A 22,733-nucleotide genomic window follows, 5' to 3' on the forward strand; every position below is an offset into this window, starting at 1 on the left:
CCGCCGCCCGGTTTGTGCGTCGGCCGCCGTGCGGGCCGCCGCTTGGCGGGGGTGGCGGGCCAGGGCGGCGGGGCGGCGGCGCGCGCCGGCGGACCCGGGGCGCGCCGGGGGGCTGGCTGGCGGCCTCGGGGCCGGCTGACAGGCGGGGCCGCGCGCGCCGGGCGGGCGCGAGGCGCGCCGCGGGCTGGCCGGCGGCCGCGGGGCAAGGCTGACAGGTTGGGCGGAAGAGGCTGGCGGGGCGGGGTAGCGGTGCCGGCCGGCCGGCGGCGTGTCTGCCGGCCCAGGGGGCGGTGAAGGCCGGCTGCCTGGCGCGGGCTGATGGCGTTGAAAGGGCGAGTCGGCGGCGCGGGCCTGGCCGTGGGGCGTTGGCCGTGGTCGCTGCTTCGTACACTTTCTGCATGCCGCAGCAGAAATCCGCCCGTCGGGACGCCCTCATGGCCGAGCTGCACAGCGAGGCCCGCCGGTACATGGCCGCCTACGCCCTGTTCAACCAGGCCGTCGCCGATCACCTGCATCTGCACCCCACCGACGTGCAGTGCCTCAACCTGCTCAGCCTGGAGCCCGAGCCGGTCACCATCGGGCGGGTCGCCGAGCTCACCGGGCTCACCACCGGGTCCGCCACCCGGCTCGTCGACCGCCTCGAACGGGCCGGTTACGTCCGGCGCGAGCGGGACGCCGAGGACCGGCGCCGGGTCATGGTTGCCGCCGTGCCTGAGCGGATGGCCGAGCTCGGCGTGTTCTGGCGGCGCCTGAACAGCACCTGGGGCAACCTCTACGACGACTACGGCGACGCCGAACTCACCCTGCTCACCACCCACATGCGGCGCACGGTCGAACTGAGCGCCACCCAGATCGAGCGGCTGAGGTCGGGCGAGTTCGACTAGCGCGCGTCCCGCGTCACGCGGTCGCCCCGCCGAACTCGCGGACCGCGTCCGTGACGATCGCCTCCAGGCGGGCGTGGTGGGCCCCCCGCCAGTACACCCGGCCGCACTCCGTGCACCGCGCGAAGACGTCGTACGACTTCTGCGTGCCCGACTCCAGCTGGTCGCGCACCGCGTCCTTGTCGGCGTCGGCCAGCGGCCCGTTGCACGCCGTGCAGCGGGTCCAGGGCGCGAGCCGCGGCGCGAAGCGTTCCAGGACGTCGCGCAGCTGCTCGTCCGGCCGGTCGCTGTAGATGTACGCGCCCGCCCACAGCTCACGGCGGCGCAGCAGCCCCCGGTCCCGCGACAGCATCACGCGCCGCTCCTGCGCGGAGCGCGCGGCGAGCGCCGGGTCGCCGATGTCCTCGCTCTCGTACGCGGCGTCGACGCCGAGCAGGCGGAGCCGGCGGGCGAGGGTGCCCAGGTGCACGTCGAGCAGGAACCGCAGCGGTGCGCCGGGCACCGGCTGGGGGCGCTCGACGCCCTCCACGTCGACCGTCTCGCCGTCCGCCGGCACATGCGACGGGTCCACGGGCCGCCCGTCCACGAGCAGCCGCCCGGCCTCCGTGAGCGGCACGCCCAGCGACTCCACCACATGCCCGAGCGACGAGGCGCCGTCGGTGGCCACGGCGGTGTGCCCCGAGCGCCGTTCCGCCGCGACGAAGAGCCGCAGGCCGGGGTCGAAGCTGATCTGGATCTCCGGTCCGTTCACGGGGCCAGGATGTCACCGGGTGCGGAGGCGCGGCCAGGGATTTCGACGGGGCGGGAGCCCAGCGCGGCCGCGGGCCGTGGCCCCGCCGCGGCTGCGGCTCCGGGCCCCGGCTCGGGCTCCGGCCCCGGCTCCGGCTCGGGCCCCGGCTTCGGCTCCGTGCTCGGGCTGTGGCCTCGGGCTCCGGGCTCGGGCTTTGACCCCGCCGCGGCTGCGGCTCGGGCTCCCGCCTCGGCTCGGGCCCCGGCCTCTCCGGGCCTCCGGCTCCGGGCACGGCCGCGGCCCGCGAGCGGGCCCAGCGCCCTGCCCTCCGCGCCAGGCCGAGCCCCCCTCCCGCCCGGGGCCATGCCCCGCCCCCTCCCACCCGCGCCACGCTCCGCGATACCGTCCACGCATGAAGATCATCGACCTCGAGCCCGGCGATCCCCGTCTGGAGACCGAGCTTCTGCCCGTGCTGCGCGAGCTGCGTCCGCATCTCACGTCCGAGCTGTTCCGGGACGTCTACGCCGAGGGGCACGCCCAGGGCCTGCGCTTCACCGCCGTGTACGCGGACGACGGGCAGTGCGCGGGCGTGGCCGGATGGCGGATCGTCGTCAACACCAGCTCGGTGAGGTCGCTGTACGTGGACGATCTCGTGACGCGGGAGACCGCACGCTCCACCGGAGTGGGGCGTGCGCTGATCGCCCACCTGGAGGGGCGCGCCCGGGCGGCCGGGTGCCATCAGCTCAACCTGGACTCCGGGACGCACCGGACCGGAGCGCACCGCTTCTATCTGCGCGAGCGCTTCGACATCGTGGCCTTCCACTTCAGCCGCGAGCTCAGCCCTCCGGCGTCGTAGCGAGTTCGAAGCGCCAGTTGTTGCACCGCATCGGGCGGCCCGGCGGGTACTCCAGGTCCTCCTCGCCGAGGAGGGTGAAGCCGGCCTTGCGGCACACCGCGTTCGACGGCGCGTTCTCCGTCGAGGGGAGGGCGTGCAGATGGCGGAACCGGCCCTCGGCGCGGGCCCGTTCCACCACCGCGCGGGTGGCGGCCGTGGCCACGCCACGGCCCTGGAAGCCGGGCAGGACCGTCCAGCCCGTCTCGTAGACGGGCTCGCCGTCCATCTCGGACTCCCAGAAGCCGATGGCGCCGGCCGGTATGCCCTCCGGCAGCACGACGATCCGGAACATGCAGCCGGCCCGCTCCGCGTCGGCGGCCACCGTCTCGTACCGCTGCTGGCGGGCGACGAGCTGTTCGTCGGTCTCGGGGCCGCCCAGATGGGTCATCAGCTCCGGCGCGTTCATGGCCCGGAGCAGCTCGAAGTCGCCCTCGGACCAGGGTTCGAGGCGGACGGAGGTGCGTGTGGTCTCCATGTCCGCACCCTAGGTCACGGGTCTGACAACGCCCGCGCGTACGCGGTCGGCGGCACCCCGACCGTCGCCGTGAAGTCCCGTACGAGATGGGCCTGGTCGCTGTAGCCCAGCTCGGCGGCGAGCCGGGCCCAGTCCGGGGGAGCCGAGTTGGGCGGGTTGGCGCCGGATCCGTCGGCGCGTTCCAGGGCCTCGTGGATGCGGTAGCGGAGGATGACCCACTTGGGGCCGACGCCCACGTGGGAGGCGAACAGGCGCTGGAGCGAGCGCGCGGACAGCCCGGCGGTGCGGGCGAGGGCGGAGACGCGGCGGAGCGTGCGGTCCGTGCGGACCAGGTCGACCAGGGCCATCGCCTGTTCGGCGGCCGGGTCGGCGACGGGGCCGTGGGCCAGCAGGAACGCGTCGAGCGCCGCCACGCGCGCGGGGTCGTCGGCGGGCGCGAGCACCTGCGCCATGCCCTCGGGCCCCACCCCCGGCCACGCCCCCGGTCCCGGTCCCTGTCCCGGTCCAGCCCCCTGTCCCGGTCCCGGCCCAGGTCCGGCCTCTCGGACCGCTCCCGCCCCCGGGAACGCCTCGGCGAGCGGCGCGATCCGGCCCGTCCAGTGCGAGACCGGCAGCGCGGGCGCGAAGGGGCGGAAGCCGCCCGGGCGGAACTGCACGCCGCAGACCCGGCCCGTACCGGTCAGCTTCTTCGTGAAGAGTTCGAGGCCGATGCCCGAGACGACGGCGGAGTCCCCTGTCTCGGAGGAGCGCTCGAAGACGACGTTCACCGACGGGTGCGGGACGACCTGGGACGCGTACGGCTCGGTCAGGTCCCAGTCGATCAGCCAGTAGTGCTCCAGATACGGGCGGAGTGCGGGCGCCGGGAGGTGGCGCCGGAAGCGGACACGGGCCAGCAGCTCGGCGGGGTCCACGATGCCCCGGGTGTCACGGCGCGGGCCGGCGCCGGTTTCCGCGCCGGGGCCGGTTTCCACGTCGGGGCCCGCGGTGGTTTCTGAGGCGGCTCCGGAGGCGGTCATGTGCCGCATGGTTTCCGCTCCGGCCTGCCTCTTTCAAGCCGTGGGCGCACGCCGTCAGCCCAGGCGGCCCGCCGGGCCGGGCGACAGGCGCGAGACGACCTGGCCGAAGGCCCGCTCCTCGGCCGGGGTGAGGGCGACCGACTCCTGCGGGTGCCAGACCCGCTCCAGTGGGGCGGCGGCCCTCTCGCGGCGGGTACGGGCGCGCAGGCCGAGGGCCACCCAGACGGTGACAGTGACGGAGACGGCCAGCAGGCCGAACAGGGTGAGCACGCGGGGGTCCGAGAACTGGCCGGGCAAGGTCATGGCTGACTCCGGGGGCGCGAGACGATTCCTACTGCTTCCTCCCGACTCGTTCAGTTAACACCCACCTGGGGGTCTTTCGGCAGGGGCCCGGGCCGCCCGAGGCCCTCTTGTGCGGGCCGCGGAACCGTCCCAAGGTGGCGGGGACGGAGATTTCCGGCCGGGGAGGAGCAGCCGCATGTCGGACACGGCGGGCGCGGGGGCGGGCACGGGCGCGGGCGCGTGGGGATTCACGGACGACCGGGGTACGACGCTGACGGCGGGGCGCCGGCCGGAGCGGGTAGTGGCGTACGTACGGGCCGGGGCGGCCCTGCTCGACCTGGGCGTACGGCCGGTCGCCGTCTACGGATCCGGGCACGACGGCGAGCTCCTCGACCCGGTCAAGGCGGGCGGACTCGCGGCGGCGGAGGTGCCGTACCTGGGGCCGGGCCGGGCCCTGGGCGATTCGGCGGTGGCGCGGATCCGGGAGCTGGGCGGCGCGGACCTGGTCGTGGACGTGACATACGACGGCAAGAGCCCGTACGCGCTCGACGAGGCGTTCGCGGAGCGGCTCGGCGCGCCGCTGGTCGCGCTGTCCGTGGGCAGTGAGCTGTCGCTGCCGGGGATTGTCGCGCGCTTCGGGGAGCTGGCGGGGGCGCTGGGAGCGGCGGGGACGGGAGCGGCTGACGCGGAGGCCGCGGATGTGGCGGAGGCGGCGGTACGGGCTGCCGCCGGGCGCGGCGCGGTCCACGTGCTCGCACTGTCGGGCGCGGGCCCCGAGCAGGTGCATCTGGCGCGGCCGCACGCCTGGCCGGAGCTGGCGCGGCTCGCCGAGCTGGGGGTGCGCTTCGTGGACCCGGGGCCGGGGCCGGGGGCGAACTGGCTGACGACGGATTGGGAGTACGCGGTCGGGCTCGGGTCTGATCTGGTGCTCTTCGACAGCCGGGTCAACGCGGTACCGCCGCACCGGGTGCCGGCGGGGGCGCGGTTGGCGCCGTGGAATCCGGAGACGCCGCCCAGTGCGGTGGCGTATGCGCGGTTCTTCGAGGACGTGGCGGGGGCGTTGGAGGCGGGGGTGTAGGGACGCGTTTCCGGGGCCGGTCCTGTAGGCGGCGTCCGTCGTGGGCGGCGTAGGCCCCAGGCGGAACGCGCCCGCAAGGGCGCCGTCCCGTGTGCCCACCCGTCCCTCCCCCTAGGGCTTCGCCCTGGGGGACCCCCAGCGGGACGATTGCCCACACGAGAGGGAGGGGACCCCGCCTCGTCCCTACGCCAGCCAGCCTCCCAGCGACGTCGCGAAGTCCTCCGCTCTCGTCAGTTGCTCGCGGAGTTCCGCCACTCGGGCTCTCGCCGCCTCCTCGTAGCGGCGGACTCGGGCTACCAGGGCGGCGCGTGTCGGCGGGTCGAGGTCGACGTCGGGGGACGCGAGGTGGTCGAGGGCGGTGAGGAGGTCGCGGGTCTCGTCGAGGGTGAAGCCGAGGGGCTTCATGCGGCGGATCACCATCAGGCGGGCGACGTCGGCGTCCGTGTAGAGGGGGAAGCCGCCCTCGGAGGCGGCGGAGGGGACGACCAGGCCGCTGTCCTCGTACTGGCGGATGGTGCGCAGGGGGAGTTCGGTCCGCTCCGCGACCTCGCCGATCTTCATGGGGCGGGCGGTGGGCACAACGCTCAGCACAGACTGGTCCTTCCGGACGGGCGCGGCTTCCGCGCATTAGATCTGATTCGTCCTAACTTCAGCACTTATGAGAGCTGGAAACGTGGCGAAACGCCTGCTGGTAGGACGTCCGTTGGACAGCGCGCGGCTCGGCGAGACCCTGTTGCCCAAACGGCTCGCCCTGCCGATCTTCTGCAGCGACCCGCTCTCCTCCGTCGCCTACGCCACGGAGGAGATCCTGCTGATCCTGGCGCTCGGCGGCCTCGCCGTGCTGCATCTGGCCTGGTGGGCGGCGATCGGCATCGTCGTGCTGCTGCTCGTGGTCGTCGCCTCGTACCGGCAGACCTGCTACGCCTACCCGGGCGGCGGCGGGGCCTACATCGTCTCCTCGGAGAACCTGGGCACCACGGCCGCGCTCACCGCCGCCAGCGCGCTGCTGATCGACTACGTGATGACCGTCGCCGTCTCCGTCGTCTCCGGGGTCGCGGCGATCACCTCGGCCGCACCCGCGCTCGACGGCTCGGCGACGCTGCTGTCCGTGCTCTTCGTCGTCCTGCTGGCCTGGCTGAACCTGCGCGGGGTGCGCGAGTCGGGCCGCTGGTTCGCCGTGCCGACGTACGCCTTCATCGCCGTGATCTACCTGATGTTCGCGGTCGCGGCGGTCCGGATGGCGACCGGCGCCACGATCCGCGCCGAGTCCGCGGACCTGCCGGTCAACGAGGTCTCCACGTACTCGGGCATCGCGCTCGTCCTGCTCGGTCTGCGTGCCTTCGCGTCCGGGTGCACCGCGCTCACCGGCGTCGAGGCGATCAGCAACGGCGTACCGGCCTTCGAGAAGCCGAAGAGCCGCAACGCCGCGATGACGCTGGCGATCATGGGCGGTTTCTCCGTGACCATGTTCTTCGGCATCACGACGCTCGCGATGGTCTATCACGTGCACGTCGCCGAGGACCCGACCCAGCTGGGGCTTCCGCCCGGCACCCCGACCTCCACCGCGCTCGCCCAGATCGGCCGCGCCACCTTCGGCGACTGGCACGTCCTCTTCTACGCCCTCCAGGCCGTCACCGCGGGCGTCCTCGTCCTGGCGGCCAACACCGCCTTCAACGGTTTCCCTATGCTCGCCTCCGTCCTGGGGCGCGACCGCTTCGTGCCCCACCAGCTCGTCCACCGCGGCGACCGGCTCGTCTACTCCAACGGCGTCATCCTCCTGGCCCTGACCGCGATCGCCCTGATCGTGGCCTTCGACGCCAACCTGACCCGGCTCATCCAGCTCTACATCATCGGCGTCTTCGTCTCCTTCACCCTGTCCCAGGCGGGCATGGTCAAGCACTGGCGGCGAGAACTCGCCAACCGGGACGCCACCCCGAAGGGCTCGGCCGCCCGCCGCAACGTCCTGCGCCGGCTCGCCATCAACGCCTTCGGCGCCTGCCTGACGGCCGTCGTGCTCGTGATCGTCCTCATCACCAAGTTCACGCACGGCGCCTGGATCGTCGTCATCGCGATGCCGCTGCTCTTCGTCGGCATGAAGGGGGTGCGCCGCCACTACGACACCGTCGCCGCCGAGGTCGCGGTCGCGCCCGGTGCCCACCCGCGCCCGCTCGCCGAGAACCACGTCCTCGTCCTGGTCGCCTCGGTCAACGCGCCGAGCCTGCGCGCCCTGTCGTACGCCAAGACGCTGAAGCCCGCCTCGCTCGCCGCCGTCACCGTCGCCGAGGACCCGGACGCGGCGGAGGCGCTGGAGGCCGCGTGGCAGGAGCACGGCATCGACGTGCCGCTGACGGTCCTGAACTCCCCCTACCGCTCGATCGTGCAGCCGGTCCTGCGGCACATCCGGGACGCGCCGGAACGCGGCGTCGACGCGGTCTTCTCCGTGGTCATCCCCGAATACGTCGTGGGCCACTGGTGGGAGCAGCCGCTGCACAACCAGAGCGCGCTGCGCCTCAAGGCCCGGCTGCTGTTCATGAGGAACGTCGTGGTCATCGACGTCCCCTACCGGCTCGCGTCCGCGCGCGAGCTGGCGGCCGCGGGCGCCGGAGGCGGCAGGGGCGGTTCGGGTGGTCCGGGCCCTACGGCCACACCAGGCAGTACGGCTGGTGGCCCGCCTCGTGCAGACGGTGGCTGAAGTCCTGCCACTCGTGCAGCAGCTGGTAGACGTTGAAGGCGTCCTGCGGGCCGCCGCGGTCGGGGACCGTGGACCAGATGAAGGCCGCGGCGCCGACCGACTCCTCGCCGATCCCGCGCAGCGGGTCGACGGCGGTCATGGGCAGCTTCACCACCGCGTAGTCGGGGTGCAGGACGACGAGCTCGAGCGGAGGGACCTTGTGCAGGGGCATGCCCTGGATGCCGGTGAGGACCATCGCGGCTATGGTCTCCGGCTTGATCCGGGTGAACATGCCGCCCATGCCGAGCTCGTCGCCGCCGAGCTCCTCGGGACGCATCGAGATCGGGACACGGGCTGCGGTCGCGCCGTCCGGTGCGCCGAAGTACTTGTACGTCACCCCCAAGCGGCCTCTCCCGACACTCGCGCCGTCCACCGCCGGTCCGTCGATCCGGTCGGTGGTCTCCCGTGTCTCCCGTGCCTCGCGCGCCGCCCGGGCACGCCGGGCCCTGGCCCGGCCGAGTCGCGAGTCGTCCACGACACCGCCCGGATCCCCGGCCGGCGGCTCGCCGCCCCTCGAAGCGTCGCCGCTCTTCGGAGCCTCCCCGCCCAGGCGCGACTCGCCCGTACGAGATTCACCCATGCGCCCCTCGCCCGTCCGGGACTCGCCCATTCTCGGCTCGTTCCTCCGGGGATCGCTCACCCGCGACTCGCCCGGTCGCGGCTCGTTCCCCCTCGGCTCGTTCCCCCTCAGCTCACTCGGCCTCGGCTCAGTCGACCTCGGCTCGCTCGACCTCGGATCGCCCGGTCTCGGCTCGCCCGTGCGCGGCTCGTTGGCCCTCGGCTCTTCCGTCCTCCGGCGCCGGTGCCTCCCCCGCCGGACAGGGTCGGGACCCAGGTCGTCAGTCCCCTCACCCGGTCCGCCACCGCGATGCATATCTCCACCCGACTACTGTTCCAGGCCGCACGCGTCCGCCACGCGGTCCGATCATCGTGACAGTGACCTCCCCCAGGGTCCTGCGGTGAAACACCTGTCCGCAAGATCGCCGTGGCCTCTGACACCATGGATTCCGTGAGCCATCCCTATGACGCCCCAGTTTCGCAGACGCGGAGGACAGACGCCCCGGCGTAATTCACAGGGTGCCCACACCGTCCCTCCGTATCACACGTCGTACTCGCAGGTCAGGATCACAGTGCCGTATTCATACGAAGCTCCAGTCTCACAGACGCTTTTCGACCGCGCCTCGGTTGTGACGCCCGGCGGCGTGAACTCTCCGGTTCGAGCCTTCCGGGCCGTGGGCGGAACGCCCCGGTTCATGGTGTCCGGTACCGGTCCGTACCTCACCGACGCCGACGGTCGCGAGTACGTCGACCTCGTCTGCTCGTGGGGGCCGATGATCCTCGGGCACGCGCACCCCGAGGTGACCGCGGCGGTCCAGGCGGCGGTGGCGCGCGGCACCTCCTTCGGCACGCCGGGCGAGGGCGAGGTCGCGCTCGGCGAGGAGATCGTGGCGCGGATCGAGCCGGTCGAGCAGGTCCGCCTGGTGTCCTCCGGCACCGAGGCGACGATGTCGGCGATCCGGCTCGCCCGCGGCTTCACCGGGCGGGCGAAGGTCGTCAAGTTCGCGGGCTGCTACCACGGCCACGTGGACGCGCTGCTCGCCGCGGCCGGCTCCGGTGTGGCCACCTTCGGCCTGCCCGACACGCCCGGCGTGACCGGCGCCCAGGCCGGTGACACGATCGTGCTGCCGTACAACGACCTGGAGGCGGTGCGCGCCGCGTTCGCCGCGCACCCGGGCGAGATCGCCTGTGTGATCACCGAGGCGTCGCCGGGCAACATGGGCGTCGTGCCGCCGCTGCCGGGCTTCAACCAGGGCCTCGCGGACCTGTGCCGGGAGAACGGCGCGCTGTACATCTCCGACGAGGTCATGACCGGTTTCCGCACCTCGCGGGCCGGCTGGTACGGCGTCGACGGCGTCCGCCCCGACCTGATGACCTTCGGCAAGGTCATGGGCGGCGGTTTCCCGGCCGCGGCCTTCGGCGGCCGCGCCGACGTCATGGGTCACCTCGCCCCGGCCGGCCCGGTCTACCAGGCCGGCACGCTCTCCGGTAACCCGGTCGCGACCGCCGCCGGACTCGCGCAGCTGAAGCTGCTCGACCAGGCCGCGTACGACAAGGTCGACGCGGTGTCCGAGGAGATCCAGGGCCTGGTCACGGACGCGCTGACCAAGGAGGGCGTGGCGCACCGGCTGCAGACCGCGTCCAACATGTTCTCGGTGTTCTTCACCGCGGACGAGGTGCGGAACTACGACGACGCGAAGAAGCAGGAGGCGTTCCGCTTCAACGCCTTCTTCCACTCGATGCTCGCGGACGGCGTCTACCTGCCGCCGTCGGCCTTCGAGTCCTGGTTCGTGTCCACCGCCCACGACGAGCGCGCGGTCGAGCGCATCGCCGCCGCCCTGCCCGCGGCCGCCCGCGCCGCCGCCGAGGCCACGGAGGTCCAGGCATGACCGACGTCACCGTCGTCCACCTGATGCGGCACGGCGAGGTCCACAACCCGGACGGCATCCTCTACGGCCGCCGCGCCGGCTACCACCTCTCCGAGCTGGGCCGTCAGATGGCCGACCGGGTCGCCGAGCACCTCGCCGGCCGGGACATCACCTATGTCGTGTCCTCCCCGCTGGAGCGGGCGCAGGAGACGGCGGCCCCGATCGCCAAGACCCACGGCCTTGACCTGGCCACCGACCCGCGCCTCATCGAGGCGGGGAACGTCTTCGAGGGCAAGACCTTCGGCGTCGGCGACGGTGCGCTGCGCAAGCCGGGCAACTGGCGGCACCTCACCAACCCGTTCAAGCCGTCCTGGGGCGAGCCGTACCTGGAGCAGGTCGTGCGCATGATGGGCGCGCTCGACGCGGCGAAGGACGCGGCGCGCGGCCACGAGGCGGTGTGCGTGAGCCACCAGCTGCCGATCTGGATCGTGCGCAGCTTCGTGGAGAAGCGCCGGCTGTGGCACGACCCGCGGCGGCGGCAGTGCACGCTGGCCTCGCTGACCTCGTTCACGTACCAGGGCGACCGGATCGTGTCCGTCGGCTACAGCGAGCCGGCCCTGGACCTCGTACCGGAGCATCTGCGCGCCGGGGCCAAGCCGGTCAAGGGGAAGGCGAAGGCCTTCGGGGCGTAGCCCGCACCGGGCTTCCTGGCACATCATCAGGGCGGTCGTTCGTTCGTGTCTTGCACGGGCGAACGGCCGCCCTGAAATTATTGTGTTATTTCCCGGAACCTCCGAGTTCCTCCCGGCATCTCACTGGATGTCGGTTGCGTCGTTGTATTTGCGGGATGTGGGGATCGGATGCGCGGGATCGGGCAGGTCAGCCGGAGGAAGCTCCTCGGCGCGGGCGTCGGGGCGGCCGCGGCGCTCGGGATCGCCGGGTGCAGCACCAACGGCCCGGACAAGGGTGGCCGTTCGGGTTCGGGCAAGGACGGGAACGCGGACGGTGGCCCGGACGGTTCCCCCACGCCCACGCAGAACGACGGCAAGCCCATCGGTGACGGTTCCACCTCCGACACCGGAAAGCAGCCGAACCAGCCCGACGCCCCCGTGCCGCTGCAGCCCGGTCAGACCCCGCCGCAGTTCGTGGTGTTCTCCTGGGACGGCGCCGGCGAGGTCGGCAACGGCCTCTTCCCGCGCTTCCTCGAGCTGGCCAAGAACCACGACGCGCGGATGACCTTCTTTCTCTCCGGGCTCTATCTGCTGCCCGAGTCGAAGAAGGACCTCTATCGGCCGCCGAACAACCGCGTCGGCGCCTCCGACATCGGCTACCTCACCGACGAGCACGTCAAGGCGACCCTGAAGTACGTCCGCCAGGCGTGGCTGGAGGGCCACGAGATCGGCACCCACTTCAACGGGCACTTCTGCGGCGGCTCCGGCTCCGTCGCCCACTGGACCCCGGCCGACTGGCAGAACGAGATCGACCAGGCGATCGGCTTCGTGACGAAGTGGAAGACGAACAGTGGCTGGAGCGACCTCGACGCGCTGCCCTTCGACTACGCCAAGGAGCTCGTCGGGGGCCGCACCCCCTGCCTGCTCGGCCAGGACAACCTGCTGCCGACCGCCAAGCGGCTCGGCTGGCGCTACGACGCCAGCTCGCCGGGCGGCCGCCAGATGTGGCCGGTCAAGCGGAAGGGCATCTGGGACTTCCCGCTCCAGGCCGTGCCCTTCCCGGGTCACTCCTTCGAGGTCCTCTCGATGGACTACAACATGCTGGCCAACCAGTCGAAGAACACCACCAAGGGCATGCCCTCCCGCTACCCGGGCTGGCGCGAGCAGGCCACCGAGGCGTACGTGTCGGGCTTCAGGCGCGCGTACGAGACGAACCGCGCGCCCTTCTTCATCGGCAACCACTTCGAGCAGTGGAACGGCGGCATCTACATGGACGCCGTCGAGGAGGCCCTGAAGCAGATGGCCGGCAAGAAGGACGTCCGGCTCGTCTCCTTCAAGCAGTTCACGGACTGGCTGGACGTGCAGGATCCGAAGATCCTCGCGAAGCTGCGTACTCTTGAAGTCGGCCAGTCTCCGGCGGGCGGCTGGAGCACATTCCTGAAGACCGTCTGAGATACGGCTGACGGACATGCTTAGGCTTTCTTGACAAGGGGCTTTACGGGCACGTAGGGGGGCGCCCAAGATCCCCGAAACGCCCATGCGAAACTTTTCACATGAGCCTTAGCCGCGCCCCTCGTCGCGCCCTGCTGGCGGTCGGAACCCTGGCCGCCGCGCTCGCGCTGACCGCATGCAGCTCCGACTCCAACGGCAAGTCCGGTGGCGGTGGTGGCACCAACTTCGTGACCAACACGGGCGGGATCTCCACCGTCGCCAAGGGCGAGCGGGAGAAGACCGGCAAGCTGGCCGGCGAGACCCTCGACGGCAAGCAGCTCGACGTCGCCGACTTCAAGGGCAAGGTCGTCGTCCTCAACGTCTGGGGCTCCTGGTGCCCCCCCTGCCGCGCCGAGGCCCCCCACTTCGCGAAGGTCTCCCAGGAGTACAAGGCGAAGGGCGTGGAGTTCGTCGGGATCAACACCCGCGACTTCGACAAGACCAAGCCCCACCAGTTCGAGGCCGACTACGGGATCACCTATCCCAGCTTCTACGACCCGGCCGGAAAGCTCATTCTCAACGGATTCCCCAAGGGCTCCATGATTCCGCAGGCCATTCCGTCCACCATCGTTCTCGACAAGGACGGAAAGATCGCCGCGCGCTCCCTCATGGCGCTCGACGAGACCAAGCTCCGTTCCATGATCGACCCGCTGCTCGCCGAGAAGTGACGGGGAACCTGACGTGGATCCCAACCAGACGGTCCTGAGCGGCACCCTGCTGCTCGCGCTGCCGATCGCCGCGCTCGGCGGACTCGTCTCCTTCTTCTCGCCGTGCGTGCTGCCGCTCGTCCCCGGCTATCTGAGCTACGTGACCGGCGTCACCGGCACCGACCTCGGCGAGGCCCGGCGCGGCCGGATGACCGCCGGCGCGACCCTGTTCGTGCTCGGCTTCTCCGCCGTCTTCGTTTCCAGCGGCGCGCTCTTCGGCTACTTCGGCTGGACGCTCCAGGAGCACCGCGACACCCTGACGACGATACTCGGCGTGCTCATGATCGTCATGGGCGTGTTCTTCATGGGCCTCATGCCCTGGTTCACCCAGCGCGAGTTCCGCTTCCACAAGAAGCCGAGCACCGGACTCATCGGCGCGCCCGTGCTCGGCGCGCTGTTCGGCATCGGCTGGACGCCGTGCATCGGCCCGACGCTCGCCGCCGTCAACGCGCTCGCCGCGCAGGAGGCCAGCGCCGGCCGCGGGGCGATCCTGACCGTCGCGTACTGCCTCGGTCTCGGCCTTCCGTTCATCCTGACGGCCGTCGCCTTCCGCAAGGCGCTCGGCGCGTTCGCCTGGGTGAAGAAGCACTACACGTGGGTGATGCGGATCGGCGGCGGCATGATGATCGTGACCGGCGTCCTGCTGCTCACAGGCGCATGGGACACCATGGTCTCCACGATGCAGAGCTGGTCCAGCGGTTTCACGGTGGGGATCTGAGAGTTCCGAGATGAGCAAGACAGAGACGACAGAAGAGCGCGAGCAGCCGGAGGGCGGTCTCGGCGCGGCCGGGGCCCAGCTGTCCACCGCGCCCCAGGAGCTCGCCGACGACACCCTCATCGGCGGCCCCACCCTCGGGGTCATCGGCTGGATCCGCTGGTTCTGGCGGCAGCTCACCTCCATGCGGGTCGCGCTGATCCTGCTCTTCCTGCTCTCCCTCGGCGCGATCCCGGGCTCGCTCATCCCGCAGAACAGCGCGGACGAGCTGAAGGTGCGGACCTTCAAGGAGGCCCACCGGACCCTCGCGCCGATCTACGACAAGCTCCAGCTCTTCGACGTCTACAGCTCGGTGTGGTTCTCCGCGATCTACATCCTGCTGTTCGTCTCGCTCATCGGCTGCATCGTGCCCCGCACCTGGCAGTTCGTCGGCCAGCTGCGCAGCCGCCCGCCGGGCGCCCCCAAGCGGCTCACCCGCCTCCCCGCGTACACCACCTGGCGCACCGAGGCCGAGCCCGAGCAGGTCCGCGAGGCCGCGCTGCGCATCCTCAAGGGCCGCCGCTTCCGCGCCCACACCGTCGGCGACGCCGTGGCCTCGGAGAAGGGCTATCTGCGCGAGGCCGGCAACCTGATGTTCCACGTCGCGCTCATCGTGATGCTGGTCGCCTTCGCCTGGGGCCAGCTGTTCAAGTCCGAGGGCGGCAAGCTGATCGTCGAGGGCGACGGCTTCTCCAACACGCTCACCCAGTACGACGACTTCAAGTCGGGCTCGCTCTTCGGCGTCGAGGACCTGCCGCCGTTCAGTTTCAGGCTGGACGAGTTCACCGGCACGTACGAGAAGACCGGCCCGCAGGCGGGCACTCCGCGCACCTTCGAGGCGGCGGTCACGTACTCGGAGGGCGGCGGCCCCGACAAGAAGTCGGTCATCCGGGTCAACGAGCCGCTGATGGTCGACGGCGCGAAGGTCTATCTGATCGCCCACGGGTACGCGCCGATGGTCACCGTCCGGGACGGGCGCGGCAAGGTCGTCATGCACGAGCCCGTACCGCTGCTGCCCATCGACAACAACATCACCTCCACCGGCGCCGTCAAGGTGATGGACGGCTACCGCGACAAGAACGGCAAGAAGGAGCAGCTGGGCTTCCAGGCCTTCTTCGTGCCGACCTTCGCCGGTGCCGGCAAGGGCACGATGTTCTCCCAGTTCCCCGGCCTGGGCTTCCCCGTGATGGCGCTCACCGGCTACCACGGCGACCTGCGCGTGAACTCCGGTCTGCCGCAGAACGTGTACCAGCTCGACACGTCCAAGATGAAGCAGTTCGCGGTCGCGGGCGGCACCGGCAAGGCCAACCGGCTGCTGCCGGGCGAGACCATGACCCTGCCGGACGGCGCCGGCTCGATCACCTTCGAGAAGGAGATCAAGGAGTGGGCGAGCTTCCAGATCACCCAGCAGCCCGGCACCGGCCTCGCCCTGACGGGCGCGATCGCCGCCATCGCCGGTCTCGCCGGCTCACTCTTCATCCAGCGCCGTCGGATCTGGGTCCGGGCGGTGCGCGGTACGGACGGCGTCACCGTCGTCGAGATGGCGGGCCTGGGGCGGAGCGAGTCCGCCAAGCTGCCCGAGGAGCTGGCCGAACTCGCGGTCCTGCTCCACGCCGAGGCGCCGACGGCGCCGGATCCCGAACCCACGCCGGCAACGGCGGAAGAACCCGCCAACACACCCGCCGACACACCCGCCGACACACCTGTCGACGAGGCACCTGCCGCAGAGTCCGAAGGGGCTGAGAAGTGATCCTCGCCGCCGCGACCAACGAGAGCCTGGCGCAGACGAGTAACTACCTCATCTACTCGTCGATGGCCGTCTACACCCTCGCCTTCCTGGCCCACATCGCCGAGTGGGTGCTGGGCAGCCGCAGCAAGGTCGGCCGCACCGCCGCCGCGCTGACGCAGACCGCCGCCGCCTCGGCCCCGGCCGTGCGGGTCAAGACGGCCGGCGGAGGCACCGCCGTGCTCGACCGGCCGAAGGTCGTCACGCGCGCCGCGGCCGGTGCCCGGGACGTCCCGGACGGCCCCGGCGCGGCCGGCGGCACGGAGAAGGGCGACCTGTACGGCCGGATGGCCGTCTCGCTCACCGCGCTCGCCTTCCTCATCGAGGCGGGCGGCGTGGTCACCCGCGCGCTCTCGGTGCAGCGGGCGCCGTGGGGCAACATGTACGAGTTCTCGGTCACCTTCTCCACGGTGGCGACCGGCGCGTACCTGGGCTTCCTGGCCGCGCGGAAGAACATCCGCTGGATGGGTCTGCCGCTGGTGACGACCGTCCTGCTCGACCTCGGCGTGGCCACCACCTGGCTCTACACCGACAGCGACCAGCTGGTCCCGGCGCTGCACTCGTACTGGCTGTGGATCCACGTCTCCACCGCGATCTTCTGCGGCGCGGTGTTCTACCTCGGCGCCGTCGCCACCCTGCTGTACCTGTTCCGCGACTCGTACGAGAACAAGCTGGCGCTCGGCGGCAGCCCGAGCTCCTTCACCCGCTCCGTCCTGGAGCGGCTGCCGGCCGCGGCGACGCTCGACAAGTTCGCGTACCGCGTCAACGCGGCGGTCTTCCCGCTGTGGACCTTCACGATCATCGCGGGCGCGATCTGGGCCGGCGACGCGTGGGGCCGCTACTGGGGCTGGGACGCCAAGGAGGTCTGGTCCTTCATCACCTGGGTCGGCTACGCGGCGTACCTGCACGCCCGGGCCACGGCCGGCTGGAAGGGCCGCAAGGCCGCGTACATCGCGCTCATCGCCTTCGGCTGCTTCCTCTTCAACTACTACGGCGTCAACATCTTCGTGAGCAGCAAGCACTCGTACGCCGGGGTGTGAGCTAGCGGGCCGGCTGCCCCGGGGTCACGCTGGAGGTATGAGCGAGATACCCCGGGGCAGGGCCGAGACCCACGACATCGACGAGCACCTGCTGCGGTACGTGGTCGACCTCCCGCACCCGGTGCCGGTGGTCTGGGCGGCCGTCGCCTCGCCCGAGGGCCTGCCCTCGTGGCTGTGCGCGGCGGATCCGCTGGAGCCCCGGCTCGGCGGGCGCGTCACGCTCCGCTGGCTCAACGGCGACACGGTGGTGTCCGGGCGGGTGACCGCCTGGGACCCCGAGGTCGTGGCCGAGTACACGGTCGGCCCGCCGCACGGCCGGATCCGCTTCCACCTGGAACCGGGCCGGCCGGACGCGGCCGGGTCGACCGTGCTGCGTTTCACGGCGGACTTCCACGGGACGCGCGAGGCCAAGCTGGACATGCTGGCGGGCTGGCACGACCACCTGGAGCGGCTGCGGGACGCGCTGGACGGGCGGCCGACGGACTGGCGCGACTGGACGGACGCGCGGTGGCGGCAGCTGCGGGAGGTGTACGCGCGGGACGAGGCGCCGTGGCCGGCCTGGGAGCCGTGAACCCGGAGCCGTGAACCCGTAAGGGTTCAGCCCTGTGGACCTGCAGGGCTCATCCCCTGCGCGGCGGCAGGCAGCTCGTCGCCGGCGGCGCGCCCTCCGGCCAGGCGATGGCCACGAAGCGCTGGCTGCCGTCCTGCGCCAGCTGCACGATCGGGACCGCCTTGTTGTACGGGTTGCCGTAGTTGTCCAGGCAGATCCAGCCGCCCGCGCCCTCGACCCGTAGCGAGCCCTTGACCTGCGGCCACTGGGTGCGGACGTCGGCGAGGTCCGGATGGGCGGCGTTGTCCGGGGTGGCCTGGCGGATGGCGTGGACGGCCGTGGCCATGGCGTCGTACGCGACGATGGCCTGCCCGTCGGCGAGCGCGACCGGCTTGGCGGAGGCGCGGGCGATGTCGGTCACGAAGGTCTGGTACGCGACGGTCGAACCGCCCGTCGCCGGGACCGGCCGGCCGGGCGCGGGCAGCCAGGCGTCGGGGTGGGCGAGCGACGCGTACCGGACGGTGAGCCGGTTCTTCAGGGCCTGCCGGTCGAGCAGCTTGTCGGCGCCCAGGTAGGAGCCCTCGTCGCCGGTGAGGACGGTGAAGGAGCGCTCGGCGCAGCCGCGGGCGCCCAGCGCGTTGATGAACTGGCGCAGCTGGGTGTGGCGGCCGGCGAAGAACACGGTCTCGGCGCGAGTGTCGCAGATGAGGTGGGTGATCTGCCGGAAGGTGTTGGCGGTGTTGCCCTCGTCGGTGGGGTCGGCGGGCGAGGTGAAGAGCTGCGGCTCGTAGGGGGCGCCCTTGAGGGAGGCGGCGAAGGCCGACTTGAGGGTGTCGGTGTAGTGGTCGCCGTTGCGGGTGTCCTGGACGAGCAGCGCCTTGCCGGCGTTCACCTTGCCGAAGTGGGCGAGCGCCTTGGCCTCGTCGTTGTTGGTGGGGGAGACCCGGGCGAGGCCGGGGTAGCGGTCGTGGGCGGCGCCGGGGCCGTCGGCGATGTCGTCGGCGGTGATGGTGGTGCCGACGACGGCGATGCCCGCGCCGGTGAGGGCGGCGACGGTCCCGCGTATCGGGTCGGACGAGGTGGCGATGCCGGTCACCACGCGCAGCCGGTGCGGGGCGTCGGTCATGGCTTTGAGCTGCTCGACGACGCTCTGCCAGTGGGCGTTGTTCTTGCCGCTGTTGGCGAGGACCAGGCGGATCTTGGGGGTCTCGCTGTTGGACTCGTGGTTGGCGCGGTACTGGCGGGCGTAGGCGCCCTGCGTCTCGTGCAGCACCTTGACGCGCATGCCGGGGTCGGTGGAGGTGTAGGGGAGCAGGACGGCGACGGTGGCGTACTCGTCGGGCTTGAGCGTGGCGTTCTCGGCGCCGATGCGGCCGGCGATCTCGGCGAGGTCGGGCAGCCCGAAGGCGTAGCCGTCGCCGGCGGTGGCGACGCCCACGCACTCGTCCGAGTCCTGCGGGCGGGCGACGCCCGGCGCGCACGAGCGGTCCTCCGGCGTGGTCACGGACTTGATCCCGTACCCCAGCGGCACGCCGACGACGACCAGGGCGATCAGCGCGGCGACGAGCTTCTGCCGCGGGGTGTAGAGGAATGTGCGGAGGAAGTTGCTCAGCCGGTCGGCCATGACCTCAGACTCCGTCCTCGCGGTCGCGGCCCGGCGGCAGCGTGAGCCGGCGCCAGGCGTGGATGTCCTTCGGCCAGTGCGTGGCCGCGTCCCACAGGGGGCTGTTTCCCGTCAGATGGCGGACGGAGAGCTGGCGCAGCTCGTGCGCCAGCTTCTCGGTCACCTCGCCGTCGGGCAGGGCGAGCGGATCGGTGAGCAGCCATACGGCGTGCAGCAGGCGCCGTACGGACAGGTGCAGGGCCTTGCCGTCGGCGTTCAGCCCGGCGGGCAGGGCGTCCGGCGTCTGCCGGCGGGACTCCTGTCCGAGGGCGACGGCCCGTCGCGGGTCGGGCCCGGCGGGCCGGCCCGTGGCGTGCGGTTCGCGCGGGTAGGGCGCGGAGGCGATGAAACGGAGCCGGCCCAGCCAGCCGAGCACGTCGGGCTCGGGGAAGGTGGTCCGCAGATGGGTCACCGCGTTCTCCACCCGGCCCAGGGCCAGTTCGTGGTAGAGCCGATACGGGCGGGTGGCGTCCTGGTCGTAGTGCCGGTGCAGGGTCTCGTGGACGGCGCGCCAGGCGGCGTGCCGCGGATGGTCGCCGTCGGCGAAGCGCAGCCGGTGCAGCAGCAGGGCGCGCAGCAGCGGGTCGGCGACGAAGTGCTCGGGGCCCTCCGCCCAGTCCTCGGCGCGCAGCAGGTCCCGTACCCGCAGCGCCATGTCGCCGTCCCGGGACTCGGTGTGCAGCCGGGTGCGGGCGAGCAGCCGGGCCGACTCCTCGTCATGGGCGGCGGCCAGGACGGTGAACGGCTCCAGGCGCGGCTGGGGCAGGAGGGCTTGGAGCAGCGCGGGCACGACCGGCACCGGCCGGGCGTCCTCGCGCAGCTCCACGGTCAGGTCGAGCAGCGCGCCCGGGGTGAGGCCGGGCCGTTCGGCGCGCGGGGCCTCGGCGGTGGCCTGCCCGAGCAGCGTCACGCCGAGCGGGCGGCCTCCGGTGAGCCGGTGCACGCCGCGGGCCAGGTCGGCGGGGGTACGGCCGGACGGGTCGAGCCGGTCGAAGGCGGCCTGCGTCTGGGCGGGCGACAGCGGGGTGAGCGCGACGGCGAGGATGCCGGAGGTGATGTCGCCGCCGCGCGGCGCGGGCGCCCGGTGCGTGGTCTCGGGCAGCCGGGTGCGGTGCGCGTGGCGCATGCCCTCGTGGTCGTGCACCCGGGAGGTGGCGAACACCACCACCTTGTCGCGGCGGCCCTCGTGGCGGGCGCGCAGGACCGGTTCGACGAGCCGGCGGCCCAGTTCGCCGTGCGCGTTGTCGAGCAGCAGCACGGGCCGGCCGCGGCGGGTGCCGGCCCGGGCCAGGCCCTTGTACGCCTGGCCGAGGTCCTCGATCAGGGCGCCGACGAGGAAGTCCTCGGCCTCCTGGCGGCGCCGGCCCCCCTGCGCGAAGTCGATGGCGAGCTGCTGGAGGCCGGCCTTGCCGCGGCCGCCGGCGTTGCGGTACGTGCCGTACCAGCCCTCCGACTTCTGCTGGACCCGGCCGAACACCTCCTCCAGGACCGTCTCCACGGTCGCCTCGGCGAGCAGCCCGGCGAGTGGGGCGGCGGTCTCGGCGAAGGTCGCGGCGAGCTTGGTGAGCACCTTGGTGACCCAGTTCGTCGCCGCGCCCTTCGTCGCGTCGACCGTCGAGAGCACCGGCCCGAGCCGCTGCAGATCGCCCTGCGCCCGCTCCTCGTCCTCCCGCGTCCAGCTGATCGACGCGACCGCGACGAGACCGAGCGAGAGCCGCGGGAACTTCACCGGCCGCGCCCCGGTCACCTTCGGCGACAGCTGCACCGCCAGCTCGGCGAGCGCCCCGGTCAGCTCGGTCCACCCCGGCCCGTGGTCGGCGGGCGGCTCGATGTGCGCGCAGTCGACGAACGCGAGCGGCGTGGCGCCCTTGTAGGTGTTGCGCAGCTGCTTGAGCAGCGCGGTCTTTCCCATCCCGCGCCCGCCGGTGAACACGACGACCGGCGGGTCGTCCCCGTGCTCGTACCGGACGGCCCCGAGCCGTTCCCCGTCGAGCCCGACCAGCCGCGCGGCAAGCCCGGTGCGATGGAACACCGCCTCGCGGCCGTACAGGACTCTGTCCACCCGACACCCCCCGCATCCCAGCAGACGTGCCCCGTCACATCCTCAAGTCCAGGATATCCGTGGGGTGTTGGGGTTCGGCCAGGGTTTGTGCGGATGTTCGTGGCCGGGCGGTGCCCGTGCCGTCGGGCCCGGGGCCGGGGTCGCGGCCGGTTGTGCGCGTTGTCCGGAACCGAGCGTGGGCATCGGACAGGACTGGACAAGTGTGAACAGGGTGGCCGATGATGTGCGGCCGGTCGAACCTTAAGGAAATAGTCATGCGTCGCGGTTTCGCGCTGCCCTGGTCCCATGGGACCGTGGCCGAGTTGTTCACCGGCCGCGACAACAGCCTCGGCTTCCTCAGGCTCGGCCTCGCCACGGCCGTCGTCGTCTCCCACGCCCGAATACTCGGGTACGGAGGCGAGGAGCATCTGCTCGGCTTCAGCCACGGCCAGCTGACGCTCGGCACCATCGCGGTGTACGGCTTCTTCGTGCTCTCCGGCATCCTCGTGTCCCGCAGCGGCGCCCGGCTTCCGATCGGCCGTTACTTCTGGCACCGGGTGCTGCGCATCCTGCCCGGGTTCTGGGTGTGCCTCCTCGTCACCGCCTTCGGGGTGGCGCCGTACCTGTACTGGCGCACCTACGGCAGCCTGGACGGATTCGACGGCCCGCAGGGCCCGGTGGACTATCTGCGCAGCAACTGGTCGCTCGCCATGCGGCAGTACGACATTTCCGGACTTCTCGGCCATCTCCGGTCGACCGGCACGCTGCACAACGGCGCCTTCGACGGCGCCCTGTGGTCCCTGCGCTACGAGTTCCTCTGCTACATCGGCGTCGCCGTCCTCGCCGTCACCGGCGTCCTCACCCGGGCCCGCCGCGCCATCGTGCTCATCACCGGGCTCCTGCTCTGGCTCATCGCCCGACAGGCCCTCAGCACGCCCTTCTGGGGCGGCCCCAGCAAGGCCCGCTACTTCGAGGCGATCGACCTGCCGCTGCTCGGCGTCGTGACCCCGGCGTTCATCATCTACCTCGGCTTCGCCTTCTGCCTCGGCGTCCTCATCGAGGTCTACCGCGACCGCATCCCGGTCAGCGACTGGCTCGGCGTCGCCGCCGTCGCGGTCCTCGCCGGCAGCCTCCACTACGGCTACTTCTTCGTCGCCGGCATCCCGGCCCTCGCGTACACCCTGCTGTGGCTGGCGATCCGTCTCCCGGCCCCGTTCCGCCGCATCGGCGCCCGCAACGACTACTCGTACGGCATCTACATCTACGGCTTCGTCGTCCAGCAGACCCTGGCCGTCCTCGGCTGGACCCGCTGGGGCATGTCCGCGTACCTGGCCATCACCATGGTCCTCACGCTGCTCTGCGCGGCGCTCTCCTGGCACCTCGTCGAACGCCCCGCGCTGCGCCTGAAGGACCTGGGACGGCGTCGTACGCCGGGCGCCGGCGGCCGTACGATCCCGGGGCAGCGCGCGGCGGAGGCGGAACGGTCGGAGCCGGTGGCGGCGGGGCGCTGAGCCGT

The 22,733-nt window shown here is 72.1% G+C and carries 21 protein-coding genes; 13 read left to right on the forward strand and 8 right to left on the reverse strand.

Going from position 1 to position 22,733, the window contains the following annotated elements; translation table 11 throughout:
* The first annotated feature begins 398 nt into the window (after nt 1-398).
* Entirely contained in the window at nt 399-884 is a 486-nt protein-coding gene (locus tag ACIRSU_RS33045) for a MarR family winged helix-turn-helix transcriptional regulator (protein ID WP_403800189.1), read from the forward strand.
* Nucleotides 885-897: 13 nt separating this feature from the next.
* Here the strand turns inward: ACIRSU_RS33045 and ACIRSU_RS33050 are convergent, their stop codons facing one another.
* Complete coding sequence (locus ACIRSU_RS33050) at nt 898-1,632, reverse strand: Mut7-C RNAse domain-containing protein (protein WP_403800191.1); 735 nt, start codon at nt 1,630-1,632, stop codon at nt 898-900.
* Between the two features lie 391 nt (nt 1,633-2,023).
* Here ACIRSU_RS33050 and ACIRSU_RS33055 point away from each other — a divergent pair, with 391 nt between their 5' ends.
* The gene (locus ACIRSU_RS33055; protein ID WP_403800194.1) at nt 2,024-2,467 is read left to right on the forward strand and encodes a GNAT family N-acetyltransferase; all 444 of its coding nucleotides are present in this window, start codon (nt 2,024-2,026) and stop codon (nt 2,465-2,467) included.
* On the opposite strand, the gene ACIRSU_RS33060 is transcribed toward ACIRSU_RS33055, so the two are convergent.
* The 3 genes from ACIRSU_RS33060 to ACIRSU_RS33070 are packed head-to-tail and all read right to left on the reverse strand — an operon-like array spanning nt 2,448 to nt 4,300.
* A complete protein-coding gene (locus tag ACIRSU_RS33060) occupies nt 2,448-2,981 on the reverse strand; it encodes a GNAT family N-acetyltransferase (RefSeq protein WP_403800197.1) in 534 nt (177 codons plus the stop codon). The genes ACIRSU_RS33055 and ACIRSU_RS33060 overlap by 20 nt on opposite strands.
* Before the next feature lie 14 nt (nt 2,982-2,995).
* On the reverse strand, nt 2,996-3,997 hold the full coding sequence (locus tag ACIRSU_RS33065; RefSeq protein ID WP_403800199.1) for a DUF6597 domain-containing transcriptional factor: 1,002 nt from the start codon (nt 3,995-3,997) through the stop codon (nt 2,996-2,998).
* A gap of 54 nt (nt 3,998-4,051) precedes the next feature.
* Entirely contained in the window at nt 4,052-4,300 is a 249-nt protein-coding gene (locus ACIRSU_RS33070; RefSeq protein ID WP_403800202.1) for a hypothetical protein, read from the reverse strand.
* Between the two features lie 175 nt (nt 4,301-4,475).
* Between ACIRSU_RS33070 and ACIRSU_RS33075 the strand changes: the two genes are divergently transcribed.
* Nucleotides 4,476-5,357: an ABC transporter substrate-binding protein gene (locus ACIRSU_RS33075; RefSeq protein ID WP_403800203.1), complete on the forward strand. Its 882-nt coding sequence runs from the start codon at nt 4,476-4,478 to the stop codon at nt 5,355-5,357.
* Between the two features lie 183 nt (nt 5,358-5,540).
* Here ACIRSU_RS33075 and ACIRSU_RS33080 read toward each other — a convergent pair whose 3' ends face one another.
* A complete protein-coding gene (locus ACIRSU_RS33080; protein ID WP_403800579.1) occupies nt 5,541-5,918 on the reverse strand; it encodes a MerR family transcriptional regulator in 378 nt (125 codons plus the stop codon).
* Nucleotides 5,919-6,015: 97 nt separating this feature from the next.
* Between ACIRSU_RS33080 and ACIRSU_RS33085 the strand changes: the two genes are divergently transcribed.
* Nucleotides 6,016-8,049, forward strand: a complete 2,034-nt coding sequence (locus ACIRSU_RS33085) for an APC family permease (RefSeq protein ID WP_403800206.1) — start codon at nt 6,016-6,018, stop codon at nt 8,047-8,049.
* Here ACIRSU_RS33085 and ACIRSU_RS33090 read toward each other — a convergent pair.
* The gene (locus ACIRSU_RS33090; protein WP_403800582.1) at nt 7,994-8,563 is read right to left on the reverse strand and encodes a hypothetical protein; all 570 of its coding nucleotides are present in this window, start codon (nt 8,561-8,563) and stop codon (nt 7,994-7,996) included. The two genes, ACIRSU_RS33085 and ACIRSU_RS33090, sit on opposite strands and share 56 nt — an antisense overlap.
* A 655-nt stretch (nt 8,564-9,218) precedes the next feature.
* Between ACIRSU_RS33090 and hemL the strand changes: the two genes are divergently transcribed.
* The 8 genes from hemL (at nt 9,219) to ACIRSU_RS33130 (ending at nt 17,534) form a co-directional block, all read left to right on the forward strand.
* Nucleotides 9,219-10,535, forward strand: a complete 1,317-nt coding sequence (gene hemL / locus ACIRSU_RS33095; protein WP_403800209.1) for a glutamate-1-semialdehyde 2,1-aminomutase — start codon at nt 9,219-9,221, stop codon at nt 10,533-10,535.
* Complete coding sequence (locus ACIRSU_RS33100) at nt 10,532-11,206, forward strand: histidine phosphatase family protein (RefSeq protein WP_403800211.1); 675 nt, start codon at nt 10,532-10,534, stop codon at nt 11,204-11,206. Before hemL ends, ACIRSU_RS33100 begins: the two co-directional genes overlap by 4 nt.
* Nucleotides 11,207-11,374: 168 nt before the next feature.
* Entirely contained in the window at nt 11,375-12,637 is a 1,263-nt protein-coding gene (locus ACIRSU_RS33105) for a hypothetical protein (protein ID WP_403800215.1), read from the forward strand.
* Between the two features lie 101 nt (nt 12,638-12,738).
* Nucleotides 12,739-13,344, forward strand: a complete 606-nt coding sequence (locus ACIRSU_RS33110) for a TlpA family protein disulfide reductase (RefSeq protein ID WP_403800218.1) — start codon at nt 12,739-12,741, stop codon at nt 13,342-13,344.
* A gap of 13 nt (nt 13,345-13,357) precedes the next feature.
* Nucleotides 13,358-14,101: a cytochrome c biogenesis CcdA family protein gene (locus ACIRSU_RS33115; protein ID WP_403800221.1), complete on the forward strand. Its 744-nt coding sequence runs from the start codon at nt 13,358-13,360 to the stop codon at nt 14,099-14,101.
* Nucleotides 14,102-14,111: 10 nt separating this feature from the next.
* A complete protein-coding gene (locus ACIRSU_RS33120; RefSeq protein ID WP_403800224.1) occupies nt 14,112-15,887 on the forward strand; it encodes a cytochrome c biogenesis protein ResB in 1,776 nt (591 codons plus the stop codon).
* Nucleotides 15,884-16,963 carry a c-type cytochrome biogenesis protein CcsB gene (gene ccsB, locus ACIRSU_RS33125; RefSeq protein WP_403800226.1) on the forward strand — a complete coding sequence of 360 codons (1,080 nt, stop codon included), beginning with the start codon at nt 15,884-15,886 and terminating at the stop codon, nt 16,961-16,963. The genes ACIRSU_RS33120 and ccsB overlap by 4 nt, the downstream gene beginning before the upstream one ends.
* Before the next feature lie 37 nt (nt 16,964-17,000).
* Nucleotides 17,001-17,534 (forward strand): SRPBCC domain-containing protein, encoded by a 534-nt coding sequence (locus ACIRSU_RS33130; RefSeq protein WP_403800228.1) that lies wholly within the window; start codon nt 17,001-17,003, stop codon nt 17,532-17,534.
* Between the two features lie 49 nt (nt 17,535-17,583).
* Here the strand turns inward: ACIRSU_RS33130 and ACIRSU_RS33135 are convergent, their stop codons facing one another.
* Both ACIRSU_RS33135 and ACIRSU_RS33140 read right to left on the reverse strand, forming a co-directional pair.
* Complete coding sequence (locus ACIRSU_RS33135; RefSeq protein WP_403800231.1) at nt 17,584-19,137, reverse strand: ABC transporter substrate-binding protein; 1,554 nt, start codon at nt 19,135-19,137, stop codon at nt 17,584-17,586.
* Nucleotides 19,138-19,141: 4 nt separating this feature from the next.
* The gene (locus tag ACIRSU_RS33140; RefSeq protein WP_403800234.1) at nt 19,142-21,238 is read right to left on the reverse strand and encodes a hypothetical protein; all 2,097 of its coding nucleotides are present in this window, start codon (nt 21,236-21,238) and stop codon (nt 19,142-19,144) included.
* A gap of 254 nt (nt 21,239-21,492) precedes the next feature.
* On the opposite strand from ACIRSU_RS33140, the gene ACIRSU_RS33145 reads away from it, so the two are divergent.
* A complete protein-coding gene (locus ACIRSU_RS33145; RefSeq protein WP_403800237.1) occupies nt 21,493-22,728 on the forward strand; it encodes an acyltransferase family protein in 1,236 nt (411 codons plus the stop codon).
* The last annotated feature ends 5 nt before the right edge of the window (nt 22,729-22,733 follow it).

It is taken from the genome of Streptomyces sp. NPDC101160, assembly GCF_044768205.1.
GTDB lineage: Bacteria > Actinomycetota > Actinomycetes > Streptomycetales > Streptomycetaceae > Streptomyces.